General features: G+C 37.8%; 27 protein-coding genes, 1 pseudogene and 1 other annotated feature. Of the genes and pseudogenes, 9 read left to right on the forward strand and 19 right to left on the reverse strand.

The genetic code is table 11. From position 1 onward, the window contains the following. Positions 1–159: 159 nt before the first annotated feature. The 3 genes from rpmI to P3G65_RS08415 all read right to left on the reverse strand — a co-directional run bounded on the left by rpmI (position 160) and on the right by P3G65_RS08415 (position 2740). A complete protein-coding gene (rpmI, locus tag P3G65_RS08405; RefSeq protein ID WP_003133063.1) occupies positions 160–360 on the reverse strand; it encodes a 50S ribosomal protein L35 in 201 nt (66 codons plus the stop codon). Between the two features lie 29 nt (positions 361–389). Continuing rightward, complete coding sequence (gene infC, locus P3G65_RS08410; RefSeq protein WP_080567137.1) at positions 390–965, reverse strand: translation initiation factor IF-3; 576 nt, start codon at positions 963–965, stop codon at positions 390–392. Next, positions 941–1067, reverse strand: a sequence feature (ribosomal protein L20 leader region). Its footprint overlaps the gene before it by 25 nt. A 353-nt stretch (positions 1068–1420) precedes the next feature. Beyond that, entirely contained in the window at positions 1421–2740 is a 1320-nt protein-coding gene (locus P3G65_RS08415) for an ISLre2 family transposase (RefSeq protein ID WP_019292475.1), read from the reverse strand. A gap of 487 nt (positions 2741–3227) precedes the next feature. Here P3G65_RS08415 and P3G65_RS08425 point away from each other — a divergent pair. Continuing rightward, positions 3228–4385: pseudogene (locus P3G65_RS08425) on the forward strand (IS3 family transposase). On the opposite strand, the gene P3G65_RS08430 reads toward P3G65_RS08425, so the two are convergent. The 5 genes from P3G65_RS08430 to P3G65_RS08450 all read right to left on the reverse strand — a co-directional run bounded on the left by P3G65_RS08430 (position 4371) and on the right by P3G65_RS08450 (position 9469). Beyond that, positions 4371–5324 (reverse strand): family 20 glycosylhydrolase, encoded by a 954-nt coding sequence (locus P3G65_RS08430; RefSeq protein WP_003134352.1) that lies wholly within the window; start codon positions 5322–5324, stop codon positions 4371–4373. The pseudogene P3G65_RS08425 and the gene P3G65_RS08430 overlap by 15 nt on opposite strands. Before the next feature lie 95 nt (positions 5325–5419). Further along, a complete protein-coding gene (locus P3G65_RS08435; protein WP_003134350.1) occupies positions 5420–6313 on the reverse strand; it encodes an SPFH domain-containing protein in 894 nt (297 codons plus the stop codon). 48 nt (positions 6314–6361) lie between these two features. Next, positions 6362–7030: a hypothetical protein gene (locus P3G65_RS08440; RefSeq protein WP_003134348.1), complete on the reverse strand. Its 669-nt coding sequence runs from the start codon at positions 7028–7030 to the stop codon at positions 6362–6364. Further along, positions 7020–7910 (reverse strand): tRNA (adenosine(37)-N6)-dimethylallyltransferase MiaA, encoded by an 891-nt coding sequence (miaA, locus tag P3G65_RS08445; protein ID WP_019292817.1) that lies wholly within the window; start codon positions 7908–7910, stop codon positions 7020–7022. The genes P3G65_RS08440 and miaA overlap by 11 nt, the downstream gene beginning before the upstream one ends. A gap of 131 nt (positions 7911–8041) precedes the next feature. Beyond that, the gene (locus P3G65_RS08450; protein ID WP_003134345.1) at positions 8042–9469 is read right to left on the reverse strand and encodes a polysaccharide deacetylase family protein; all 1428 of its coding nucleotides are present in this window, start codon (positions 9467–9469) and stop codon (positions 8042–8044) included. A 170-nt stretch (positions 9470–9639) separates the two neighbouring features. On the opposite strand from P3G65_RS08450, the gene P3G65_RS08455 reads away from it, so the two are divergent. Together P3G65_RS08455 and P3G65_RS08460 are read left to right on the forward strand one after the other, a co-directional pair. Then, a complete protein-coding gene (locus tag P3G65_RS08455; protein ID WP_003134343.1) occupies positions 9640–9840 on the forward strand; it encodes a DUF3042 family protein in 201 nt (66 codons plus the stop codon). 32 nt (positions 9841–9872) lie between these two features. Continuing rightward, complete coding sequence (locus P3G65_RS08460; protein WP_014025228.1) at positions 9873–10043, forward strand: DUF3042 family protein; 171 nt, start codon at positions 9873–9875, stop codon at positions 10041–10043. A 39-nt stretch (positions 10044–10082) separates the two neighbouring features. On the opposite strand, the gene P3G65_RS08465 is transcribed toward P3G65_RS08460, so the two are convergent. Genes P3G65_RS08465 through P3G65_RS08475 form a run of 3 tightly spaced genes read right to left on the reverse strand, consistent with a single transcriptional unit; the run spans position 10083 to position 11042 of the window. Continuing rightward, on the reverse strand, positions 10083–10355 hold the full coding sequence (locus P3G65_RS08465; RefSeq protein ID WP_003134341.1) for a DUF1048 domain-containing protein: 273 nt from the start codon (positions 10353–10355) through the stop codon (positions 10083–10085). Between the two features lies 1 nt (position 10356). Further along, positions 10357–10716, reverse strand: a complete 360-nt coding sequence (locus P3G65_RS08470; RefSeq protein ID WP_019292815.1) for a DUF1048 domain-containing protein — start codon at positions 10714–10716, stop codon at positions 10357–10359. After that, positions 10716–11042 (reverse strand): PadR family transcriptional regulator, encoded by a 327-nt coding sequence (locus P3G65_RS08475; RefSeq protein ID WP_003134338.1) that lies wholly within the window; start codon positions 11040–11042, stop codon positions 10716–10718. The genes P3G65_RS08470 and P3G65_RS08475 overlap by 1 nt, the downstream gene beginning before the upstream one ends. 160 nt (positions 11043–11202) lie before the next feature. Here P3G65_RS08475 and P3G65_RS08480 point away from each other — a divergent pair, with 160 nt between their 5' ends. The 4 genes from P3G65_RS08480 (at position 11203) to P3G65_RS08495 (ending at position 15012) form a co-directional block, all read left to right on the forward strand. Next, the gene (locus P3G65_RS08480; protein ID WP_003134335.1) at positions 11203–12135 is read left to right on the forward strand and encodes a dihydroorotate oxidase; all 933 of its coding nucleotides are present in this window, start codon (positions 11203–11205) and stop codon (positions 12133–12135) included. A 356-nt stretch (positions 12136–12491) separates the two neighbouring features. Continuing rightward, the gene (locus tag P3G65_RS08485) at positions 12492–13226 is read left to right on the forward strand and encodes a metal ABC transporter ATP-binding protein (protein WP_003134333.1); all 735 of its coding nucleotides are present in this window, start codon (positions 12492–12494) and stop codon (positions 13224–13226) included. A gap of 5 nt (positions 13227–13231) precedes the next feature. Continuing rightward, the gene (locus tag P3G65_RS08490) at positions 13232–14086 is read left to right on the forward strand and encodes a metal ABC transporter permease (protein WP_003134332.1); all 855 of its coding nucleotides are present in this window, start codon (positions 13232–13234) and stop codon (positions 14084–14086) included. Continuing rightward, positions 14083–15012: a metal ABC transporter substrate-binding protein gene (locus tag P3G65_RS08495; RefSeq protein WP_003134330.1), complete on the forward strand. Its 930-nt coding sequence runs from the start codon at positions 14083–14085 to the stop codon at positions 15010–15012. Before P3G65_RS08490 ends, P3G65_RS08495 begins: the two co-directional genes overlap by 4 nt. A gap of 100 nt (positions 15013–15112) precedes the next feature. On the opposite strand, the gene gndA is transcribed toward P3G65_RS08495, so the two are convergent. From gndA to P3G65_RS08530, 7 genes are all read right to left on the reverse strand, one after another. Continuing rightward, positions 15113–16534 carry an NADP-dependent phosphogluconate dehydrogenase gene (gene gndA, locus P3G65_RS08500; protein WP_003134329.1) on the reverse strand — a complete coding sequence of 474 codons (1422 nt, stop codon included), beginning with the start codon at positions 16532–16534 and terminating at the stop codon, positions 15113–15115. Between the two features lie 121 nt (positions 16535–16655). Beyond that, a complete protein-coding gene (locus tag P3G65_RS08505) occupies positions 16656–17255 on the reverse strand; it encodes a YtxH domain-containing protein (protein ID WP_003134327.1) in 600 nt (199 codons plus the stop codon). Position 17256: 1 nt separating this feature from the next. Continuing rightward, on the reverse strand, positions 17257–17682 hold the full coding sequence (locus P3G65_RS08510) for a DUF948 domain-containing protein (protein ID WP_003134326.1): 426 nt from the start codon (positions 17680–17682) through the stop codon (positions 17257–17259). 184 nt (positions 17683–17866) lie between these two features. After that, the gene (locus P3G65_RS08515; RefSeq protein ID WP_003134324.1) at positions 17867–18220 is read right to left on the reverse strand and encodes a hypothetical protein; all 354 of its coding nucleotides are present in this window, start codon (positions 18218–18220) and stop codon (positions 17867–17869) included. Positions 18221–18352: 132 nt separating this feature from the next. After that, positions 18353–19114, reverse strand: a complete 762-nt coding sequence (gene lgt / locus P3G65_RS08520; protein WP_003134323.1) for a prolipoprotein diacylglyceryl transferase — start codon at positions 19112–19114, stop codon at positions 18353–18355. Between the two features lie 33 nt (positions 19115–19147). Further along, positions 19148–20071 (reverse strand): HPr(Ser) kinase/phosphatase, encoded by a 924-nt coding sequence (hprK, locus tag P3G65_RS08525; protein WP_003134322.1) that lies wholly within the window; start codon positions 20069–20071, stop codon positions 19148–19150. A 188-nt stretch (positions 20072–20259) separates the two neighbouring features. Then, positions 20260–20439, reverse strand: coding sequence for a hypothetical protein (locus P3G65_RS08530; RefSeq protein WP_014025241.1), 180 nt, complete (start codon positions 20437–20439; stop codon positions 20260–20262). 190 nt (positions 20440–20629) lie between these two features. On the opposite strand from P3G65_RS08530, the gene arr reads away from it, so the two are divergent. Together arr and P3G65_RS08540 are read left to right on the forward strand one after the other, a co-directional pair. Continuing rightward, positions 20630–21043 carry an NAD(+)--rifampin ADP-ribosyltransferase gene (gene arr, locus P3G65_RS08535; protein ID WP_019291825.1) on the forward strand — a complete coding sequence of 138 codons (414 nt, stop codon included), beginning with the start codon at positions 20630–20632 and terminating at the stop codon, positions 21041–21043. A 76-nt stretch (positions 21044–21119) separates the two neighbouring features. Then, positions 21120–21575, forward strand: a complete 456-nt coding sequence (locus tag P3G65_RS08540; RefSeq protein WP_003134318.1) for a GtrA family protein — start codon at positions 21120–21122, stop codon at positions 21573–21575. 41 nt (positions 21576–21616) lie between these two features. Here the strand turns inward: P3G65_RS08540 and P3G65_RS08545 are convergent, their stop codons facing one another. Then, positions 21617–22519 (reverse strand): YihY/virulence factor BrkB family protein, encoded by a 903-nt coding sequence (locus tag P3G65_RS08545; RefSeq protein WP_003134316.1) that lies wholly within the window; start codon positions 22517–22519, stop codon positions 21617–21619. Between the last annotated feature and the right edge of the window lie 29 nt (positions 22520–22548).

A 22548-nucleotide genomic window follows, 5' to 3' on the forward strand; every position in this document is an offset into this window, starting at 1 on the left:
TCTTAGAAAATTTTTATCCTGTCATTGACAGTTAATTTAAATGGTTGATTGATTTCGAGTGAAATCCTATAAGTCTTATGTAATGCTTATGAGTTAATCAGTCGTGAAATGTTATTGGGACAGCAATGTATCCATGCATAACAGTCCACAGGACTGTTATTAACGCATGTTCGCAACCATACGACGGATACGTTTGAAGTCACCTGCTGAAACCATACGGCCTTTACGGAGTTGACGACGTTGTTTTACAGTTTTACCGTGCATACGGTGTGAAGTGTAAGCGCGGAAGCGTTTAAGACCGCCATTACCAGTACGTTTGAAACGTTTAGCTGATGCGCGGTGAGTTTTTTGTTTTGGCATTTTAATTCTCCTTGGTTAATAATAAGAACTTAGTTCTTTTTGATTGGTGCCAATTGTAAGAACATTTGACGACCATCCATTTTGGCTTTTTGCTCTACCACAGCGATATCTTTCACTGCTTCAGCAAATTCATCCATTACTTGACGACCCACATCTTGGTGAGTAATCATACGACCTTTAAAGCGAATCGAAACTTTAACTTTGTCTCCTTTTTCAAGGAACTTAGTTGCTTGACGAAGTTTTGTATTGAAGTCATTTTTATCAATGACTGGACTCAAACGAACTTCTTTCAAAGTAACAGTTGCCTGTTTCTTCTTAGCTTCTTTTTGCTTTTTCTTTTGCTCAAACATGAATTTAGTGTAATCCATGATTTTTGCAACTGGTGGTTCTTGATTTGAAATCAAAACCAAATCCATGTTAAGGTCTTCGGCCTGAGTAAGTGCAACAGCTGTAGGTGTAACACCAAGCTGTTCGCCTTCAGCACCGATAAGACGTACTTCGCGTGAACGGATTTGACCGTTCATCAAAGGTTTTCTGTTGTCTTGCTTTGCTATGTCTATTCTCCTTCTAAAATATTTTTTTAGAAAAACAAAAGCGGAACGCATAGTGCGCCCCGCTAATGAAAACATTCGTTTTGTGAATAATTCCATTTTGTTGCCCAGGGCTATTACCACTCAGGCGAGAAGCGGGTGCTTCTGCTTTTCAACATCTCTATTATACCACAAAATTATTTTCTGTCAACACCTATTTAATTTTTGTACGTGTCTATATTTTTCGTGCTCAAAAAAATATCAAAGTTTCTCTAACTAGAACAGAAAAAGACTGAAATCTGCTTTCCCCCTCGCAAATTTCAGCCTTGATTTTTTACTTCTTTTGGTGTAAAATAATCAAAGTTGATTATCGCAAGTCCGATTTGCTTTAATCACATGCCTCGAGTTGCCCGCTCGGGGCTTTTTTCTTGATTTATTCTATACCCTAATTATACTAAAGTGCACACAAAAATGCAACCTTTTTAAGCAAAAAGGCTGTTTTTTATTACTTTTTTCTCTTTATGGATCGCTTAAAAATACCTTGCTCGTCCCGATTTATTGGCTTGCTTCACCTGTCTAATTCCAGATGAGCGCTCTCCTCTTTTTAAAAATTGTTGGACACTTAAACAATCTAAATCTTTATATTTTGCATACTTTTCTCGCCAGTCTCCAAAGAAAAGATCATGAAGTTTACCTTCCGCTTTATCAAGAATCATTTGTCCCATGATAAGTGCACCCTCCACGGACCAATGTCGTGCTTGTTTTTTCATACGATATGACAGTTTCGTATGGTTACTTTCCATGATACCAATACCGGCAGAAGACAAACCACGGCTTTCTGGAGATTTCGTATAGGCAAAATTTCTTAATAACTTTCGAGAAAATGTCACAAAACTTTCCCCAAAGGATTCCTCTTTTTCAGGAATAAGTGCAGAGGCTCTATTCAATATCTCTTTTACGGCTTTCTTATCATGTTGTGCGATAGCCTGAAAAAGCCCTTCCTCAAAAGTTAAAGGAAAAGGTTTCATCATTTTTGAAATTTCTTTTCGAAGATGGTATTTGTCCCAAAAATGAACATGTTGGCAAGAAAAGGTTTTAGCGATTTCATCAAACACATAAGGAGTATAGCCATGTCCCATATCTGAATTGGTAATGAGGAGTGTATCCTTTGTGATTTCATAATGATTGTACAGATAATCCATCACTTTTTCTCTGGCCGCTTTATTGCTGGTTGACCATATTTCATGGTGATGAACCGTTTTCTGACGCTTCCCATATTCTTTTTCAAGTCCCTCATGGATAAGAAAGTGTGAAAAATCTGTTTTCTTTTTCTTATCATTGGCTTCTGGGGTACTTAAAAGAAGACCGTCACCTTCTATATAAAGTACTTTAACCTCCTTCTTGATAAATTCTTCTTCGTCAAAAAAGCGATAATCTTCACGTTCTTTATAAAGTTGAGTCGCTAGTTTACGAGCCTTACACACCGTATCTTTACTGATATCCAGCTGAAGAAGTTCTTTGAAATGCGCAGCGGCTTTTCTACACGTTAAATCAACAGCTGTAACAGCTATTTTGTAAAGGAGTTCTTTAGAGTATCGGCTATAAGGCTCTAAACCAAGATATTCATCCACAGGATAACGGCGTTTTCCTTTTTTAACATAGCACCTTCTCACAAGGACAACTTCTCCAAAAGTGAACATGACACGCCGCTCTGCCGTTTCCTTATAAAACCAACCTTCTTTTTCTAATAGAGCCCCCTGTTCACGATCAACTTGTTTCATCTTTTTGATAAACTTTTGAATATACAGTTCTCTTATTTCTATTTGAAAAGTTTCTTCGCTAAATGACATTGTAATTCTCATTTCTAAAAATAATATCCCTATTATTATAGGCAGGAGATTTTTTTCATCAAAAAAATTTTTGTTTCGCTTTTAATTTTTCATCTCTTCTTATAAGTTTTTATTTTTGTTAGTGTTTTTATTTTAGTAAAGGACAGATTTCCGACCGCTGGAAAACCCGAAGAGCGGAATTTCAGTCCTTCGGGTACCGAAAAACGGATTTCCGTTCTTCGGACAACAAAAAAGCAAAGTGCAGATTTTTGACCCACACTTTGCTTTTTTATCATCAAATACAAATTATTCCAATAGTACACTTTTCAATTTCATTCTGCGATAGCTTTGGGGAATAAATTGGCGTATCTCGTCGTCATTAAATCCTATCATTAATCTATGCGTATCAAAAATAAGGGGAAGTCGTAATTGGAGCTATACTATAAAAGTGGACAGAAAATTGTGTGTTATAATCTGTCTATTAAGACACAAAAATGAAAGGACTTTTATGTCAGGTTTTAAACGTTACGACGAGGAATTTAAGCAATCTCTCGTTAATCTCTACCAAACAGGTAAAACTCAATCCGAACTCTGTAAAGACTATGGTGTCTCCCCTTCTGCACTTGCAAAATGGATCAACCAGTACTCTCAAGTTCGTCTTGAAGATAATACGGTCTTGACTGCTAAACAGATTCAAGAATTACAAAAAAGGAATGCCCAACTCGAAGAAGAAAATCTTATCTTAAAAAAAGCAAGTGCCATATTCATGCAAAACTCCAAGTGAGATTAAAAGCAGTCTATAGACTCCGATTTGAACACACGACAGTTATGCTCTGTCGTGTTTTACATGTCAATCGTTCCACCTACTATAACTTCATAAACAAGAAGCCCTCAAAACGTGAAATAGAAAATCAACGCTTGAGAAAATTACTCCTTGAGATTTATATGAAAGCCAAGAAAAGAATTGGAACGAGAGCTTTTAAAATTATTCTCCTGCGTGATTATGGCGTTAATATTTCTGAGGGGCGTATCTTAAGACTTCTAAAGTCTATGACACTCCCTAAAATGTCAACGATTAAACCTAGAGTTAAATCAAAACACTCTCCTGCATTTTCTTCTGATAATCTCCTTAAACAAGAATTTAATCCTAAGTCCCCGAATCAAGTATGGACAACTGATTTCACTTATATTTCTATAGGACATAGACGGCATGTTTATCTCTGCGCCATCCTTGACCTCTACTCTAGAAAATGTATTGCTTGGAAAGTAAGTGACAGGATTGATGCTAAACTTGCCTGTGACACATTAGGGATGGCTATAAATAAGAGGAAGCCTAAGGAACCAATCATTTTTCATTCGGATCAAGGTAGCCAATTTAAATCAGCTTCCTTTAGAAAAATATTAGATGAGCATCAATTGCTTGCTTCTTACTCCAAACCTGGATATCCTTATGATAATGCTGTCACTGAGGCCTTTTTCAAGTACCTCAAACAACGGGAAATAAACAGAAGAACTTATCACTCCATTCAAGAAGTTCAACTCTCTTGCTTTGAATACATCGAACAGTTTTATAACAACTATAATCCTCATTCCGCAAACAATGGTTTAACTCCAAATCAGAAAGAAGAAAACTATTTTAAGAAAATATAGCTCATTTTGTGTCTAAATATTTGACATTAGTCCAAGTATAATAAGCGTTGTAATTTAAGACTTTAAATCCTGCATCTAAAAGTTCTTGAGCACTTGCTGTATATTTTCGACCCAAAGTTGCTCTCTCGTCCGTACTATTAATATCCCAACCACCAATCTGTGTCCAATAAGTGATTTGAATGTCTTTATTGTAGGCAGGAAGATCTGCTTTAGCCACACGATCATTCCACATTCTCGTAGTATAACCTTGACTCTTTAAAAAATTGTCTAAAGCATTCACGTAGTTCACTAAATTCATGTTTGATTCAACAGGCAACCAGTCAATCTCATCGACACCGATATGAAAATAGCGCTTTGCTTGTCCAGCAAAAAGTGGTGTGTATTCTGCCAAGATTTCTTGAACAAATTTGAGTGACTCAACCTTAGAGTAATCAATCAGATTAAACTGCTCTGGCGCTCCATCAGGTAGCTTAATGGCATCATATCGCTCAGGATCATTGACTTTCAAAAGGTCCAGAATAGCTTGCATGTGGGCAGGAGCCTCTACCTCTGGGATTAAAACAACATTTTTTGAGCGCGCGTAAGCAACCAAATCTACCAGCTCCTTTTTCGAAAGAAAAGGGCGATTGATTTGCGTGTTTATCCATTGTCCGTCTTGATAAATAGCGTTTTTTTCAGTCGTTTGTCCCACCGCAGACATCTCCACAGCCAAATTTTGGTTGTCGGTCATATGCAGCTGTAGAAAACTATTCGGATATTTACTCAAATCATCAATAAACTTTTTGATAACCTGACTCTTATAAAATTTACGTGAAATATCCAAAGTTATTCCTTTTTCTGCCATCACTGCTGGTGGCTTTTTATCTGCTTGAACCCCTGTCTGTTTTAACATCATCATTAAAAGCATAACGAGTACCATTAATCCCCATATTTTGAAGACTTTTCTTTGATTCATTCACCGCTCTCCTTTTTCATTATACAAAGATTATAACAAAATGAGAATAAAATAACAAAAAATACAATAAAAAAACCGTCCAAAGACGATTTTTATTATTTTGCTTTCAATGCGCTCAAAATTTGTGTACGCATATCTTCTATACCATCTGCACTGGCTGGAAGGAAAATTGTAGAATTCCCTGCTTCAGCAAATTGATTAAGCGTATCAAGATACTGGTTGGTTAAAAGAATGGACATAATCTGATCTTCTGTTAAACTTGCTCCAGTATTTTTAATTTCAATAATTTGTTGAGCGAGTCCGTCAACAATAGCTTTACGTTGTTCAGCAATACCTACACCACGCAAGCGATCTTTTTCGGCTTCGGCTTCAGCAGAAGTTACAATTTTTATTTTCTCAGCATTCGCAAGCATTTGCGATGCATCTTGCTTACGTTGAGCAGCATTAATTTCATTCATTGATTGCTTAACCTCGGCATCAGGTTCTACACGTGTAATCAATGTTTTCACAATAATATAACCGTAGGTTGTCATTTCCTCTGCAACTTGATGCTGTACTTCCAAAGCGATCTCGTCTTTTTTCTCGAAAACTTCGTCCAAAGTCAACTTAGGCACAGCAGATCGAAGCGCATCCTCAATGTAGGCTTGAATTTGCTCAGAAGGGTTCATCAGTTTATAGTAGGCATCTTTAATATTTTCTTCATTGACACGGTATTGCGTTGCGATATTCATGGTCACAAAAACATTATCTTTTGTTTTTGTTTCAACGGTCATTTCATTTTGCAAAAGACGCAGTTGAATCCGTGCCGCAACACGATCAATTCCCCAAGGTAATTTTACATGGAATCCGGCCGAAGAGGTCGTTTGATACTTCCCAAAACGTTCGATAATCGCAACCGTTTGTTGTTTAATCACATAAAACAATGTTCCTGCACTCGCCAAAATAATAATAATGACGAGCACGGTAATAATAAGTGAAACTGTTAACATAAAACTCTCCTTTCCTTTAATTATACTTTATTCTTTAGAATATTCCAATCAAAATCCTTTAGAAATGTACATATAACACTTATTTTGCTCTGCTTGATAGAGGAGAGGATGGATGTAACGAATTTTTTCAGCTTGAAGCACCAAATCCTCAAAATTATAGCCTGTCAAACGAATATAGTCATCATTTTCATCAGCAGTTGTCAAATCGGATAGTTCTTGTGCATCTGTGAATTGACCTTCAAAATTCGCCTTTCTCATAATGATATAATCGCCTTCTTGTTCCAAAACATAATGTGGAAAAATCTGTGCGACTTCATAAATGATTTGAGCCGTCATCTTCAGTGGAAACTCACTAAAGACAACCGCTTCTTCCTGCGCATTGCGGTAGCAAAAACCAAAAGATTTGCCGGATAGATTTAAGCGCATAAAGCGGAAATTTTCTGTTCCTTCTTTTCCTTCAAGATGAAAATTAGGCTGGGCTTGAAACATCTTCAGATCACGTGACAACTCAAAGAAATAGTCTGTGGCATCTTGGGGAGAACGTTTTTGATAAAGTTCTGCAAAATAAGCATTGATTACACTTGAAGGCGGAGTCACCAACAGCATTTTTTCCTTTTCATCGTCTAAATTTGCTAAACGATTTTCCAAAAAGACACGGTCTTGAGCCATGTAGCCTCCGTATTTCAAACCTAAATCAATATATTCCTTATTTTTCACTTTTTTCCTCCATATTTAAAAATTCTCTTGCACATATTATAGCATTTTCTGGATAATCTTCATCAAAAACATCGTAAAAATTGACATTCATCCGGTTGCGGAACCAAGTCAATTGACGTTTCGCATATCTTCGTGAATTTCTTTTTACAAGTTCCACTGCCTCTTCAAGTGAGAGTTCCCCTGAGAAATAAGGGAAAAACTCCTTATAGCCAATACCTTTTGCAGCTTGAACCTCGGGGTGATTTTCAAATAAAGCTTGTGCTTCTTCAAGTAAGCCCTGTTCTAACATATCGTCTACCCGGTGATTTATTCGATCATAGAGTATTGTTCTTTCTGCATTCAGACCGAGAAGACAAAACTCATAATCAGACGCTTGATTTTCGCCTGTACCAAAAGCTTCCAGCTCAAGAAAACGCATTGCCCTTCGCCGATTCAGCTCAGGAATATATTGGGAGACACGCGCAAATAACTCTTCATCAGAGAGTTTCTCTAAGCTTCGACGCAGTTCCATCATTGCCTCATGATTTTCTTGCCCTCCTAGGTGATAACCCTCAACAAGACTCTGGATATAAAGCCCCGTGCCACCGACAATAATCGGAAGCTTACCTCGAGAAATAATTTGATCTATGCAAGCGGTAGCTTCTTGAACAAAGTCAAAAGCAGAATAATTTTCATTTACATCCCGTACATCAATCAAATGATGCACTGCTGCGGATTGTTCTTCTGGGCTTGCCTTGGCTGTCCCGATATCCAGCCCACGATAGACTTGTTGCGAATCGCCTGAAATAATCTCACCATCAAAAACTTGAGCCAGCTGAATGCCCAAAGCTGTTTTACCTACAGCTGTTGGTCCGACCACGACTATTACCTTATTTTTCATATAATATTTTCTATTAATTTTCTTATCTTTCTTGTCCTGTGTACGAAGATATCTTCTTTTATTATAGCATTTTTCTACTTAGGAACTCTTTTACCATATAAAAATCCTCATCTTACACATGAGGATTTCATTTATTGTGTTGCATTGTAATAAACGTGTGAATTTTCAAGTTTGCCACGTGCTTGTATGAGTTGATTGACTGTTACAAATGTATAGCCTTGATTTTTTAGTTTTTGAATCACTCTTGCTGCCCCATCGACAGAGGTATCATAAATATCATGCATGAGGATAATAGAGCCATCATAAACTTCATTCATGACAACTTGTTCAATTTGATCCACATTTTTACTTTCCCAATCTAAAGAGTCTACACTCCACTGAATAATCGGGGTTTGTGCCATTTTATTGATTTGAGGCGTTGTAGCACCGTAAGGAGGCCGTAAGCCTTGAGGACGAATGCCCACTGTCTTTTGCATCAAATCTGAAGTTTTTTTGATTTCATCTTGTGCTTGTTTTGCAGGGAGTTGTGGCAGATTCTCGTGATTATACGTATGTGAGCCCACTTGATTTCCTAAAGCATGTTCTTTTTTAACTAATTCTGGATAGAGTTCCAGACGGTTTCCGAGTACGAAAAATGTCGCAGGAACATTTGCCTTCTTTAAAATGGAAAGCAAGCGTGGTGTGGTTTGTGGATCTGGTCCGTCATCAAAAGTTAAAGCCACTAATTTCTTATGTGCCAGCGCTTTACTTTGCACCTGTTGGGCAGAAGGAATTTTTATTTTCGAATGTTTCGCTTCTTCTTTTAAATCCCCCACTAAAATCTGTGGTTTGACAATCTCGCCTAACTCACTCAGTGGAACTGAAACTTTAGTATATAAGTTTGTACTACTGTTGACTTGACCCGGTCTCAAAAAGAAATCCAGACATTTATTATCCAAGATAAAAGCATTAAAATTTTTCTCCATCGGCTGCAATCCCGCACTTAATACCTGCTTGGCCCTCTGATTTGAATTCTCTTGGAGCTTCACCATTTTCTCATAAATATTTTGTGCGATACTGCTGAGATCATCCTTGTCCTTGAACAAATCAGAAAGCTGTAACTCTTTATTTTCTTTCAAATTGTAAGTTTTAGTGATGACTTGGTTTTCAGCTTGGACACGCGCATTGCTTTTGCGCATCACATTAAATTTGAAACTCACGATATCTGGGGAAAACTCATAAGTTTCAAAGGATTGAAACAATGAACCCTTCTCATCCGTATCCTTCTCTGGTGTACAGTCTTTAAAAGAAGAAAGTTCATGATTGGAAAATTCTTCCAACTTTTGATTAATCACTTTATTTTTTGTCTTGGGATAATTCATCAAGATATGATAACCTTGGTCTTCCTGCTTCGTTTCAATTCCTACTTCTTTAGATGCTATGCTTCGAATATAAGTATTCACGGAAGTCTTCTTATTTTCTTTTTCTGTTTCTGTTGTTTTCACCAGTATGCTGGCTGCTCCGAAAACGATCGCAAGTGCTAGTATCGCACTTCCTGCTTTCAGCACGTTCTTCTTCATGATTGCCTCTTTTTCTCCTCTATATGTCTCTACTGTTAAGATAACAATAATTTTTGACACTTTCAAATATTTAGTATACTTTCTAGGAAAAGAAGCTTAAAATATTGGGTATAGAGCCCGACAAATGTTATAATAACTTTATAAGTTTATCAAAGTAACATAGGATGATTATGGACAATAAGGAGGAGAGCATGAATAAATATCTTAAGGGCTACCTAATAGGTAAAGCCATTGAAATTACAGTTGCCGGTACTGCGGTAATGGTTGCTAAACATAAGGGATTAATTGATGCGGAAATGCGTCCTACCTTTAAAGAAGACGCTTTTGCTGAAAGTCAAAAACGTGCAAAACGCAAACGACTTGCGCGCTAAAACATACTAAAATTACTTTTGGAGGTCTACCTATGAATAAAAATCTCATCACTGGTTTTGTTGCCGGTAACATTGTCACTCTTGCTGCTTTGTTCACTGCAGGCGCAATCTACAAAAAACGTGTTGTTGACCCGATTGAACACAAATGGGAGTTTGCCCAAGAAAGTCGTAAAAAAGCAAACCGTAAACGTATTGCTCATTAATTAAAAAAATGCGTGCTACTTACATGTAGAACGCATTTTTTATTTATCAAAATTCTCTTCTTGATCAAGCAAGCTGTCACTAAAAGCCGCAACATCTTTCCCTGTAACGTCAAGCACAGCTTGATTGCGTTTCACACCATCTTCAAAAATGGCAAGCAATTCTCCAAGAACCTGAAGATCAGAAACACCAATCTTAAAAAAATATCGCTGAATCTCCTTATAAACGATACCATAATCCTTTGGTAGTTTTTTCACAGCATTTTGAAGAGCGTACCACTCTTTTTTTTCTTCAATGATTTCCTTGAACTTCATTCTATTGTCTCCCTAATTTTTTTGCTACATTTCGATTAAGTTGCTCGCGGCATTTGTCTCGGTAGGATTTATTGGGGATGGGACGCCGTTGATCGAACAGCTCCGCAACAAAAGCTTCCTTATCCTCACCAATGACAGCTGAAACATCTTCATGATCAAATGCTGTTTCTTCAAAAAATTCAAGTAAGCTACTCATGATGGGGATAAGATTTCTCCCTGTCAAATCACTATATCTTTGGATTTCTTCATCAAGCTCCGCCCATATGCGTTGGTAACTCTCTGGCAGACCTTTCACTCTTTCTGCAAAATCTGCCCTCGCCACAGTCATATCTTTTCCTGTTATTCTCTCCCAAAAATTCATCATTTCTCCTTATTTCTTATCTCAGAAAGTTTTTCTGAGATAAAATCCCAACGCACCCAAAATGCTGCCAGTTCCTCTTCTCCTGCAGTATTCAACTTAAAAAATTTACGTGATGGACCTTTTTCTGAGGCTTTTTTTTCTGTCTCCAGTAAGTTTTGCCGTTCAAGCCGAGAAGTTATCGTATAAACTGTGCCTTCTGCTACATTAGTAAATCCTAATTCTTTTAATTGCTGTGTGATGGCATAACCATAGGTTTCCCCTTGGCTGATGATTTGTAAGACACAACCTTCTAAAACACCCTTGAGCATTTCCGTATTATTTTCCATTACCACTCCTAATATGTATTACTAAGTACATCTATATAGTAACACAGATTAGTGACGTAACAAAGTAAAATACTTTTTCTTATGCAATTTAAGCTTAATCATTTGATTTCTCATCTAATCGTGGTAGAATAGTAAAAATTATGAAAGAGGTTTTAGAGACTTGAAACAAGAAACAACTTTTGCTCACACTAAATTTGCCAATCCTTTTATGAATGCATCTGGTGTACATTGTATGACTATCGAGGATCTGCAAGAATTAGAAAAATCTGATGCAGGCGCTTATATCACTAAAAGCTGTACCTTGGAAAAGAGAGAAGGCAATCCTTCTCCGCGTTATGTCGACTTAGCTTTAGGAAGCATTAACTCTATGGGTCTTCCTAATCTAGGCTTCAACTATTACCTAGATTATGTTTTGGAAGTACAACAAAATCAAGATACACCAATCTTTTTCTCCATTGCTGGTATGAGTCCTGAAGAAAATCTTGAAATGCTGGATAGTATTCAAAAAAGCGCATTTTCAGGCATTACTGAGCTTAACCTCTCATGTCCAAACGTACCAGGTAAACCTCAATTAGCCTATGATTTCCAAGCAACAGAGCAACTGTTAGAAAAAGTATTTGCTTTCTTCAAAAAACCTTTGGGTGTTAAGCTTCCGCCATATTTTGACTTGGCACATTTCGATCAAATGGCTGATATTCTTAACAAGTTTCCCCTCACTTACGTCAACTCTGTCAACAGTGTCGGAAATGCCCTCTATATCGATACTGAAGAGGAGGCTGTTGTGATTAAACCTAAAAATGGTTTCGGCGGTCTTGGTGGTCAATACATCAAACCAACTGCTTTAGCCAATGTGCGTGCCTTCTACACACGTCTTAAACCAGAAATACAAATCATAGGAACAGGCGGTATCGAAACAGGTCAAGATGCTTTTAAACATCTTCTCTGCGGTGCAAGCATGCTCCAAATTGGGACAGCCCTCCACAAAGAAGGTCCAGAAATTTTCACAAGAATCCGTAGAGAACTTCAAGAAATCATGGACAAAAAAGGGTACCAATCTATTGACGAATTCCGTGGTAAACTCAAAAGTCTCTAAATATAAAAATTAAACTAAGGCAAAACCTTAGTTTTTCTTTCTCAATTTTTATAGGATACCCTATAAATAACTTGACTTTATTTAGCATGTACTGTAAAATGATATTTAAGACTTCATACAAGAAATTATTTTTTACTTTTTAGAATTCATGCCCTTCCATTTCACGCTAAGACAGAGCAGGAAGAAAACAAAATTTATAGAAAGAAATGTTAATCTACATACCTTTCACACTACCTTCAGTATGAAGCTTATTTTTATATACCCAAATTTTCAAAACTCAAATCACGCTATCGACACCAAACTAAATCTTGGGCGCCAACAGTAGCTCACTGTGAACTTTAAAAACAAGGGAAATAATGTTAAAAATTTCAAATTTATCCGTCGAATATAAAGGCAACCTTGCCTTAGAAAATATATCACTGCATATACCTAAAGGCTCCTGTACAGGAGTTATTGGTCCTAACGGTGCGGGGAAGTCAACTTTGATGAAAAGCATCTTAGAGATGATCCCAACCAAATCCGGTTCAGTTACCATCGATGAAACCCCACTCAAGACTTTCAAGAGAAAGATTGCCTATGTTGCACAACGTAGTGAAATTGATCTTAGCTTTCCAATCACGGTCTTTGATACCGTTTTGACAGGTACATATCCCAACTTAAAACTCTTTCAAAAGCCCCGTAAAAAAGAAAGACAAAAAGCGGAACATGCACTTCATAAACTTGGCTTGGACAATTTTAAAGAGCGCCAGTTAAGCGCTTTGTCTGGCGGGCAATTGCAACGTGTTTTCATCGCTCGTGCACTGGCCCAAGAAGCTGACTATTACTTTTTAGATGAACCTTTTGTGGGTATCGATATGATGAGCGAAAAAATCATCATTAATATACTTGAAGAGTTACGCCAGAATGGTAAAACGATTATCATTGTTCACCACAATCTTCATAATGTTAAAGCATATTTTGATTATCTGGTTATTCTTAATAAAAAACTTATTTGTGCTGATTATACTGCCCAATCTTTCACTAATGAAAATCTTCAAAGAGCGTACGGTGAAGTCTTAGGCGATATCATCATCAAGGAAAGCGAGGGCTAGTCTCAGTGGATATTTTATTTTTTCTTTCAGATGTAACAGGCCTTACTGTAACCATGCTGAGTGCTTTTATCGCTTCCATTTTATTAGGGATAATCTCCGGAATTTTAGGGAGTTTTATCGTCTTGAGACGTCTTTCTCTCATGGGTGATGCTTTATCTCACGCTGTCTTGCCTGGGGTTGCTGTCTCCTACATGCTAGGGATAAATGTTTTGATTGGCGCAACAGTATCTGGGATTTTAGGTGCCATTCTGATTCAATTTATCATCAAACATAGTAATTTGAAGACAGATGCTTCGATTGGTATTATCCTAAGTAGCTTCTTTGCTCTAGGAATCATATTAATCACAAAAGCTGAAAGTGGTGCAGACCTTAACCATATTCTTTTTGGAAATATCCTTGCCGTTACCCCACACGAACTTGTTCAGTCTTTCGTTTTATTGATTGCTGTTGTTCTGGTAGTCAAACTCTTCTTCAAGGAGCTACTTATTACTTCCTTTGATCCAACTATGTCTAAAGCTTATGGTTTAAACAATACTTTTTATCACTATTTATTGATGATTTTGCTGACACTTTTTACAATTTCTGCCTTGTCACAAGTCGGAATTGTTCTTGTGGTTGCCATGCTTATCATTCCTGCCTCTATTTCTTACCTCTGGGTAAATAAATTGCCACATATGATCGCGATGTCTTCTGCCTTAGGTGTATTATTTGGTATTTTGGGCGTTATTATCAGCTTCCAATACGATCTGCCTACAAGCGCAACCATTGTAATCGTTGGGGCACTTACCTTTGCCCTCTCCTTCTTCCTCAGCCCTCGCAACGGATTTATCCGCTATTCTAAGAAAGGACCTCAATCATGAACCGCAAACAGCTCTCTTTAATTGCCCTTTTAGCTTCACTTCTGTTACTTCTTACAGCATGCTCGCCTAAAAAAGAAGAAAGTATGGCATCTGATAAACTTAAGGTTGTAACCACCTACTCCATTATTGCCGATATTGCCGAAAATATCGGGAAGGACCATGTGGATGTTTATAGCATGGTCCCACGTGGCACTGATCCCCATCAGTACGATCCGAAACCCAATGACACTCAAGCAGTCGAAAAAGCCGACCTTGTCTTTTACAATGGCCTCAATTTGGAAACTGGAAAAGGTTGGTTTGATAAGCTGATTAAAAATAGTCGTAAAGAAGATTCAACCTTTATGGTTAGCCAAGGTGTTACTCCCATTCACTTAAGTGAAAAAGGCAAAGAAAGTGAAGAAGACCCGCATGCTTGGCTTAATATTCAAAACGGCATTATTTATGCCCAAAATATCGAAAAAGAACTTTCAAAGAAAGATCCTCAGCATAAAGAAGATTATCAAAAAAATCTCAAAGCATATACGGATAAGTTGCAACAGCTGGACACAGAAGCAAAAGCTAAGATTGCAACCATTCCGGAGGAAGACCGAATCTTGGTTACCAGTGAAGGTGCTTTTAAGTACTTCTCAAAACAATACGGTCTTACAGCTGAATATATCTGGGAAATCAATACAGACAACCAAGGTACACCAGCCCAACTCAACCGTATCAACACGATTGTTAAAGATAAAAATGTAAAAGCACTCTTTGTGGAAACCAGCGTTTCACCAAAAACGATGGAATCTGTCTCTAGACAAACCGGTGTAAAAATCTACTCAAAAATCTTTACTGATTCACTTGCTGACGAAGGTCAGAAAGGTGACACCTATTACGATATGCTCAAATGGAATATTGATCATATCACTGATGGGTTAAGTAGTAAGTAATCACCATTTTCTTAAGGATATCAAAAAAACTACCAACTTCTTGGTAGTTTTTTTGATTAATCCTCTTATACATGAGCTTGAGCTCAGCAAGGTATTTCTTTTATTCTTCTGTATACCAATCGTAATGGAAGATTCCTTCCATGTCATTACGTTCGTATGTGTGGGCACCGAAGTAGTCACGTTGTGCTTGGATAAGGTTCGCTGGCAAGTTTGCTGAGCGGTAGCTATCATAGTAGCTGATTGCACTTGTGAACGTTGGTACTGGGATACCGGCTTGAACAGCAAGACTTACTACATCACGTACTGCTGCTTGGTAGCGTTTTGTAATATCGATGAAGTATTCATCCAAGAGAAGGTTTTCAAGGTTAGCATCTTTGTCAAAAGCATCTGTAATGTTTTGCAAGAATCCAGCACGGATGATACATCCTGCACGCCAGATTTGCGCGATTGTACCGTAAGGAAGATCCCAATCGTATTCTTTAGAAGCTTGGCGGAGTTGAGCAAAACCTTGGGCATAGCTCATAATTTTTGAGAAATAGAGCGCTTGACGGATTTTTTCCACAATTTCAGCTTTGTCACCTGAGAATTTCACTTCTGGACCTGATAAGATTGAGCTTGCTTTCACACGTTCATCTTTATAGGTTGAGATGAAACGTGCAAACACTGATTCAGTAATCAATGGTAATGGAACACCTAAATCGAGCGAACTTTGTGATGTCCATTTACCTGTTCCTTTATTTCCGGCCTTATCAAGGATTTTGTCCACGATATAACCGTCTGTACCTTGATCATCTTTACGTTTAAGGACTTCTTTTGTGATTTCGATAAGGTAGCTGTCTAATTCGCCTTCATTCCATTCTTCAAAGATAGATTGGATTTCAGCATTATCAAGACCAAGTACACGTTTCAAAAGATCATAAGATTCAGCAATGAGTTGCATGTCGCCATACTCGATACCATTGTGGACCATTTTTACATAGTGACCTGCACCATTAGGGCCCATATAAGCCACACATGGTTTGCCATCTTGAGGTGCTTTACCTGCGATTTGTTCAAAGATTGGTGCAATCAAATCATAAGCTTCTTTTTGTCCGCCAGGCATGATTGAAGGACCTTCAAGAGCACCCTTTTCACCACCTGAAACACCTGTACCAATAAAGTTAATACCTGAGTCTGCAAGCTCTGCATTACGACGCATTGTATCTGGGAAATGTGTATTTCCGCCATCAATCAAGATATCCCCTTTATCCAAATGTGGTAAAAGTGCTTGAATTGTCGCATCTGTTGCTGGACCTGCTTGTACCATAAGCATAATACGGCGTGGTTTTTCAATCGCAGCTACAAATTCTTCGATTGTTTTTGTCAAAACAAAATTTTTATCTGGATGTTCAGCTACAACTTCTTCTGTTTTTGCAGTCGTACGATTAAATAAGGCAACCGTATATCCACGTGATTCAACATTGAGGGCTAAGTTTTTACCCATTACGGCCATACCGACTACGCCAAAGTTAGCTTGAGTCATTGTAAATCCTCCGATTTTTTATTTTTGATAAAACTATTATAACGCAATTTCTTTACAAAAGCTCAAATAAACACTGTAACATTTTTACAAAAAGAAAAACTGTCCGCAGACAGCATCTCTTTTACCACTCTGTACCTGAGAGGTCTTTAGCTTTTTTTTCAAGCTCTCCGGCTTCTTCAGAAATTTTACCAAAATCGACGTTATTTTCTACTGCTTCTGCAGCATCTTCTTTAACATCTTCGACCTTTTCTGCGACTTTATCTGCACTGTCATCCAACTTTTCTTTGAACTCAGCAGTTTTTTCCACTACTTCGTCAGTAATTTCTGATTCGTTCTCATCAAAAAGTTCTTCAGTATCTTCTTTCGCTTGATTGATTTTATCAACTATTGCATCGCGTGTGCTGTTGAAAAATTCAATAACAGAGTCTTTTGAAAGTTCACCTGAATCAACTTTTTCTTTAATCAAATCACGTTTACTTGTCAAATAATCTTTTGCTGAGTCTGCAGAAATTTCTCCTGAATCAAAACGCTCTTTGATATCATTGAATTTTTCTGTCGAAAAATCGCGTAAGTTGTTCAATGCGGCTTCTGGATCGTCTTTAAAGTCGTCATACATCTTACTCGCATCTTCACGCATTTCGCTTCCTTTTTTAGGGGCGAAAAACAAAGCTGCAGCGGCACCAATCAAAGCTCCTGCTAAAAATCCTGATTTTTTAGACATATTATTTATCCTCCACTTTCTTTTTCTTGTTCTTCTTCATAAATTTGTTTGCTGTTTTAGCCAATACTAAAGTCGAAGCTGAACGACCAACCGTTCCCGATTTTCTTGAGAAACGTTCAACCATGTCGCGACTGCTTTTATTCACCGCAGTAACACTCTCTGAAAGCTCTGCTACTGCAACGAAGAGAGGGTCAATTGTTGCAACTTTTCCATTAACATCATCTAAAAGAACATTGGCTTTCGCCATCAAGCCATCCGCTTGGTGAAGCAAAACATCGACATCACTAGAGACGAGTTTCACCGTACGATTGGCTTCCTCAACAACCTTTGAAACTTTAACTAAAAGTACAATTAAGAAGATAACCAAAGCTGCAAAAGCAATTGCAATGATCAGCCAGGCTATATTTTGTACACTAATTTCTCCCATACTTCACCTCCGAAACCGCTTAAATTCAAACGGTAATTTTACTTTATTATAGCAAAATTAATATTTTTTATAAACTAATTTGGCACATAATTTTCTCCGAGATATTTAGGGCACTCGTAGCAGTGTTTTCAGAGGATTTTTATATTTATCCCTTTTTTATTCTTTCCTCAGAAAAAACGAGGCCTTACCGGAAAAGCTTATGTGAGAGATTGGCAGCTTCTTTGACAAGATCCGAGATGAAAGTGGGGATTTTGCTGTAAAATTCTGCTGAATCCTTGACTTTTTGTACAGTTGGATCTTTCTGTCCGCTTTCGTCAAGCGATTTTTCATTATCCGGAAAAACGATTCGTTTTTTCATGTTCTTGGCATAAATGTCAAGAACATTTACATTTTTCTTTTTCGATGGGGCAGATGTTTTGTGAGTGCCGAGAGTATCCGAGGGAAGGCTACGGACGGTTTCCCTTTGTTGATGGAGTATATTAAAAACACAAAATGTGATAAGCCCAACAGTTGTCACAAGTGCAAGTGTATGTTTCATTTTTCGCTCCTCTTCTCCTCTTAATATCTCTATTTTACGCGTACTGGCATGAAGCTGAACTTACTTTTTTGTAATGTAATAAAAAATGCACCTTTTGCCTTACTGCAAAAGATACACTTGTACATTTTTTTCTTAATCAATTTTTTTCAAACGTCTGATAAGCACAAACGCTATACCCGCAACAATCATTAGGGCTGAGAAGACCTGTGATACACGGAATGCTCCCCACATCAGACTGTCTGTCCGCATGCCTTCCACAATAAAGCGAACTGCTCCATACCAGATAAGGTAGAAAGCAAAGATTTCACCACGCTTGAGTCCTGGAATACGATGGCGGAAAATCATAATGAGAAGAAAGCCCGAAAAGGTTCCAATACTTTCGTAGAGGAAAGTGGGTATTCGATAAGCGCCATCAATAAACATCTGCTCCCGAATAAAGGTTGGCAGATAATTTAAGTTGCTTACTGCATCACCATAGGCTTCCTGATTGACAAAATTTCCCCAACGTCCAAAAGCTTGTCCGATTAATACACCAGGAATACTTATATCCAGTAAATCCAGAGGATTAATCATCCTATAGTAAGAAAAGACAAACAAGACAATTGCACCCGCAATCAGACCGCCATAAATTGCACCTCCGCCATCCCAAAGAGCGATAATTTCACTCGGATGTTGGCTATAATAATCCCATTGGAAAGCAACGTAATAAGCCCGGACACCGATCAGACCGATTGGGAAAGCCCATAAGATAAAGTCAATCACATCATCTGAGGTCAAGCCTCGCCGTGGTGCTTCCTTACATGCCAGCCAGACACCTAGGGCAGCCCCCGTCACAATGAAAATCGCATACCAATGAATGGAAAAGGGCCCTAACTCTAAAGCAATCTTATTCATTGCTAAATATGGAAAATAATTCACTTTCACTCCTTAGCTATTGTTTTCGATCAAATGTGTCAAACGATCTTCAAAAAGTGCCGTTGCATCATAGCCCATATCTTTGGCACGATAGTTCATCACGGCAGCCTCAATAATTGTGGAGACATTACGTCCTGTTTTTACAGGAATCTTGATCTGTGGCACCTCAACATCTGCAAGAATAATGTTTTTCACACCATTACCCAAACGGTCAAATTCGCCCCCTACTTCATAAGGTTCAAGATAAATTGTTAAATCAATATCCGTTTGATCCTTGACCGCACGCGCACCGTACAAGCTCATAACATCAATAATACCAACACCACGAAGCTCCAAGAAATTTTGCAAAACTGGCGCTGGTTCCCCCGCTAAAGTAAAGGCATCTCTTTGGAAAACATCGACACGATCATCAGCCACGAGACGGTGGTTACGCGCCACCAAGTCCAAAGCCGTTTCTGATTTCCCAATACCACTTGCTCCCTGAATCAAAACACCCACACCATAAATGTCCATCAAGACACCATGTACACTGACACGCTCTGCCAGCTCTTCATCCAAGTAAGAGGTCAGGATGCTGTTCAGACGGCTAGTTGTCTCACGTGACTGCAGCAAGACAATATCATGCTTACGCGCTGCATTCACCATCTCTTCCGGAATTTCAAGATTACGTGCAACGATAACAACAGGAGTTATCTCAGTCATTACCTTTTTGAGAATATCATAACGCGCATCACCTACCTCGTTCATCATGTAGGACCATTCCTTCATCCCGAAAAGTTGTATCCGTTCAGGGGTAAAGTATTCAAAATAACCAGACATCTCTAAACCTGGGCGTAAAATATCTGAGGTGGTCACTTCTTTTTGAAGTGCTGTTTCCGTGGAGTAGATAACATTAAATTTTATTTTTTTGATGAGATCTTGTACTGTGACTGTCATAACCGTCTCCTATCGTCTTTTTCTCTCCTTATTATATCAAAATATAAACAATAATCCTTTTTGCTTTGGCTAATATAATATAGAGTTTAATATTTTATTCCCTTTCAATAGCCAAAATATAACTTAGTATACTGGTTCATCTCAGACCTAAAAATAGTAAAAAAAAAAAAAATAATGGATATTCTCCATTATTTGATCTTGCTAAGTTTTACAAACTTGTCTACTTTATAAGCCACATAAATTCTGCGACCTAAAAGGAAGCTTGCGATAAAGAACCAAAACCATTGTGCCTGGAAAAAGGCGATGGAGAAAATCCATGCTTCAATGATTGTTCCAAGTATAAAAGAGTAAAATCGTGATTTTAACATAGATTAAGTTTATCATACCCAAGAACGGAGGTCAAATATGCTAAACGAAATTTTTACCAGAGCGTCACTTTTTTTACACTTGTTTTTTCATTCGCTTCCTGATAGAAAAAAGTTGCGGGATACTGTATAATACATTATGATCATCGCGTATCGCCAGCTTTGAAATCAACTTAAGAAAGAAGATTACCTAATGGAAAAAGTACATGATGAAGGTCCTTTCTACCACGGGACGAAAGCCGAACTCAAAATAGGGGATTATTTAAGGGCGGGTTTTGTCTCTAATTATGATTCACGTGTGACTATGAATCATATCTATTTTACAGCTTTAAAAGATGGCGCTGGCTTTGCTGCCCAAATCGCTGCTGGAAAAGCTGAGTTGCCACATGTCTATCTGGTGGAGCCAACAGGTCCTTATGAAAATGATCCCAATGTCACCGACAAAAAATTCTCGGGTAATCCCACACGTTCCTATCGCTCTACTACACCATTAAAAGTAATTGCTGAGGTGACCGATTGGGCGCGACAACCACAAGATAAGATTGACATTTTACGGGAAAAAATTGCCACACGTGCGACAAACAGTAAAACAACCATTATTAATTAAGCCCCCTTACATCCGACTATATTTTAAACATGTATCATCTGGCAAAAAAACTACAATTTTGGTAAAATGAGGTGCTATGGAAAAAATTAAAAACTTTGCTAAGACTGAGGCTTTCACTTATCTCGTCTTCGGTGTCTTGACGACCCTTGTCTATTACGTCTTTATGCAGTCAAGCTTTTATCTGCTTAATCACCCCGGGATAAATGCGGGGGCGATTTCAGAGGCAATCGGACAAATTGTCAGTATTATCTTTGCTTTCTTTACCAATAAAATTTGGGTTTTCAAACATAAATCTACGCATATTTTCCGTGATTTCCTTAACTTTGCTGCTGGACGTTTATTCTTCATGCTTTTGGCTATTGTTCTGAAATGGTGGTTTATCGATAGTCATCCGGAGATTTTGATGGATCTCTTGCACTTGAAAAAACCAGTAGTCGTTCTTGCTCTTTCACTGGCCATCCAAGTATTGAATATTGTCTTGAACTATTTCTATTCAAAATTTATTGTTTTCCGTAAAAAAGCGAAAGTATAAATGTATAATAAAAAAAACGTCTGCCAAAACAGAACGTTTTTTTATTTTCTAATTTCTTTAATAAAAGCAACAATCTCACCACGTCGTGTTTCGATTTGACCAAAGGACTTTTTCTGATAAGTGGCGTTGAATACCGCTCCGATGATAATAACTTTAGCAATGAAAATAAACCAAATCATTAAACCAAAAATAAGCAAGGAACCAACCAGTTTAAAGTCACGCATTTGCCCTAAAGCTCGACTTAAATAGGCCCCAAAAAAATGAGGCAGGGCCACAAGAACCAAAGTAGAGAAAATGGTCCCGGGCATAATATAACGTAACTTATGTATTTTGACGTTGGGTAAGACAAAGTACAGTAAAATCAAAGAAATAAGCACAACAATGATGACAACTGGTAAGGTAGCTGTTTGCAATGTCCGATACAGTCGATCATCAAAGGCAAAGAGGTTCTCATGCACATAGGTCAAAATCACCTGACCAAATGTTGAAATCAAGATAGTTAAAGAGAGCATAACCATGAGCCCTAAGCCAACAACTAGACCAATGATTCGGCTGAGAATGAAATCACGATGTTCTGAAACCTCATAAGCTTTGTTCATAGCCATCTGTAAGGTCGCAAGTGCGCGAGAAAATGTCCAAAAACCAGCCAAAACGGAAATCGAAAGTAATCCTGTATTGGGATTTTCTAAGACATTTCGGATAAATCCGACACTCATATCATAAATCTGATCCGGGATCTGATCATGAAGCACATCCAAGATCATATCAATATCAAGATTTAAGAAGGGGAGAATGTTGGCAAAAATCAAAAGTAGCGGGAAAATGGATAAAAGCAAGTAATAAGCCACAGCAATACTTGATAAGGACATCTCTGAACTTTTATAAAAGTTCATGAAGTCTTTCAAAGTTTGCCAAGACGATACACGTTGAAAAAGAGCTTTCATCTGGTCTTCTCCTCCTTTCATTTTTCTGT

The organism is Lactococcus sp. bn62, from assembly GCF_029492705.2.
In the GTDB taxonomy this organism is placed as follows: Bacteria; Bacillota; Bacilli; order Lactobacillales; family Streptococcaceae; genus Lactococcus; species Lactococcus petauri.

Bases quoted from the DNA above. Each gene is read 5' to 3' on its own strand.
- rpmI (WP_003133063.1), bottom strand. From the start codon at position 360: ATGCCAAAACAAAAAACTCACCGCGCATCAGCTAAACGTTTCAAACGT.
- infC (WP_080567137.1), bottom strand. From the start codon at position 965: ATGCGTTCCGCTTTTGTTTTTCTAAAAAAATATTTTAGAAGGAGAATA.
- P3G65_RS08415 (WP_019292475.1), bottom strand. From the start codon at position 2,740: ATGTCATTTAGCGAAGAAACTTTTCAAATAGAAATAAGAGAACTGTAT.
- P3G65_RS08430 (WP_003134352.1), bottom strand. From the start codon at position 5,324: ATGAATCAAAGAAAAGTCTTCAAAATATGGGGATTAATGGTACTCGTT.
- P3G65_RS08435 (WP_003134350.1), bottom strand. From the start codon at position 6,313: ATGTTAACAGTTTCACTTATTATTACCGTGCTCGTCATTATTATTATT.
- miaA (WP_019292817.1), bottom strand. From the start codon at position 7,910: ATGAAAAATAAGGTAATAGTCGTGGTCGGACCAACAGCTGTAGGTAAA.
- P3G65_RS08450 (WP_003134345.1), bottom strand. From the start codon at position 9,469: ATGAAGAAGAACGTGCTGAAAGCAGGAAGTGCGATACTAGCACTTGCG.
- P3G65_RS08455 (WP_003134343.1), top strand. From the start codon at position 9,640: ATGGACAATAAGGAGGAGAGCATGAATAAATATCTTAAGGGCTACCTA.
- P3G65_RS08460 (WP_014025228.1), top strand. From the start codon at position 9,873: ATGAATAAAAATCTCATCACTGGTTTTGTTGCCGGTAACATTGTCACT.
- P3G65_RS08465 (WP_003134341.1), bottom strand. From the start codon at position 10,355: ATGAAGTTCAAGGAAATCATTGAAGAAAAAAAAGAGTGGTACGCTCTT.
- P3G65_RS08470 (WP_019292815.1), bottom strand. From the start codon at position 10,716: ATGAATTTTTGGGAGAGAATAACAGGAAAAGATATGACTGTGGCGAGG.
- P3G65_RS08475 (WP_003134338.1), bottom strand. From the start codon at position 11,042: ATGGAAAATAATACGGAAATGCTCAAGGGTGTTTTAGAAGGTTGTGTC.
- P3G65_RS08485 (WP_003134333.1), top strand. From the start codon at position 12,492: ATGTTAAAAATTTCAAATTTATCCGTCGAATATAAAGGCAACCTTGCC.
- P3G65_RS08495 (WP_003134330.1), top strand. From the start codon at position 14,083: ATGAACCGCAAACAGCTCTCTTTAATTGCCCTTTTAGCTTCACTTCTG.
- gndA (WP_003134329.1), bottom strand. From the start codon at position 16,534: ATGACTCAAGCTAACTTTGGCGTAGTCGGTATGGCCGTAATGGGTAAA.
- P3G65_RS08505 (WP_003134327.1), bottom strand. From the start codon at position 17,255: ATGTCTAAAAAATCAGGATTTTTAGCAGGAGCTTTGATTGGTGCCGCT.
- P3G65_RS08510 (WP_003134326.1), bottom strand. From the start codon at position 17,682: ATGGGAGAAATTAGTGTACAAAATATAGCCTGGCTGATCATTGCAATT.
- P3G65_RS08515 (WP_003134324.1), bottom strand. From the start codon at position 18,220: ATGAAACATACACTTGCACTTGTGACAACTGTTGGGCTTATCACATTT.
- lgt (WP_003134323.1), bottom strand. From the start codon at position 19,114: ATGAATAAGATTGCTTTAGAGTTAGGGCCCTTTTCCATTCATTGGTAT.
- hprK (WP_003134322.1), bottom strand. From the start codon at position 20,071: ATGACAGTCACAGTACAAGATCTCATCAAAAAAATAAAATTTAATGTT.
- P3G65_RS08530 (WP_014025241.1), bottom strand. From the start codon at position 20,439: ATGTTAAAATCACGATTTTACTCTTTTATACTTGGAACAATCATTGAA.
- arr (WP_019291825.1), top strand. From the start codon at position 20,630: ATGGAAAAAGTACATGATGAAGGTCCTTTCTACCACGGGACGAAAGCC.
- P3G65_RS08540 (WP_003134318.1), top strand. From the start codon at position 21,120: ATGGAAAAAATTAAAAACTTTGCTAAGACTGAGGCTTTCACTTATCTC.
- P3G65_RS08545 (WP_003134316.1), bottom strand. From the start codon at position 22,519: ATGAAAGCTCTTTTTCAACGTGTATCGTCTTGGCAAACTTTGAAAGAC.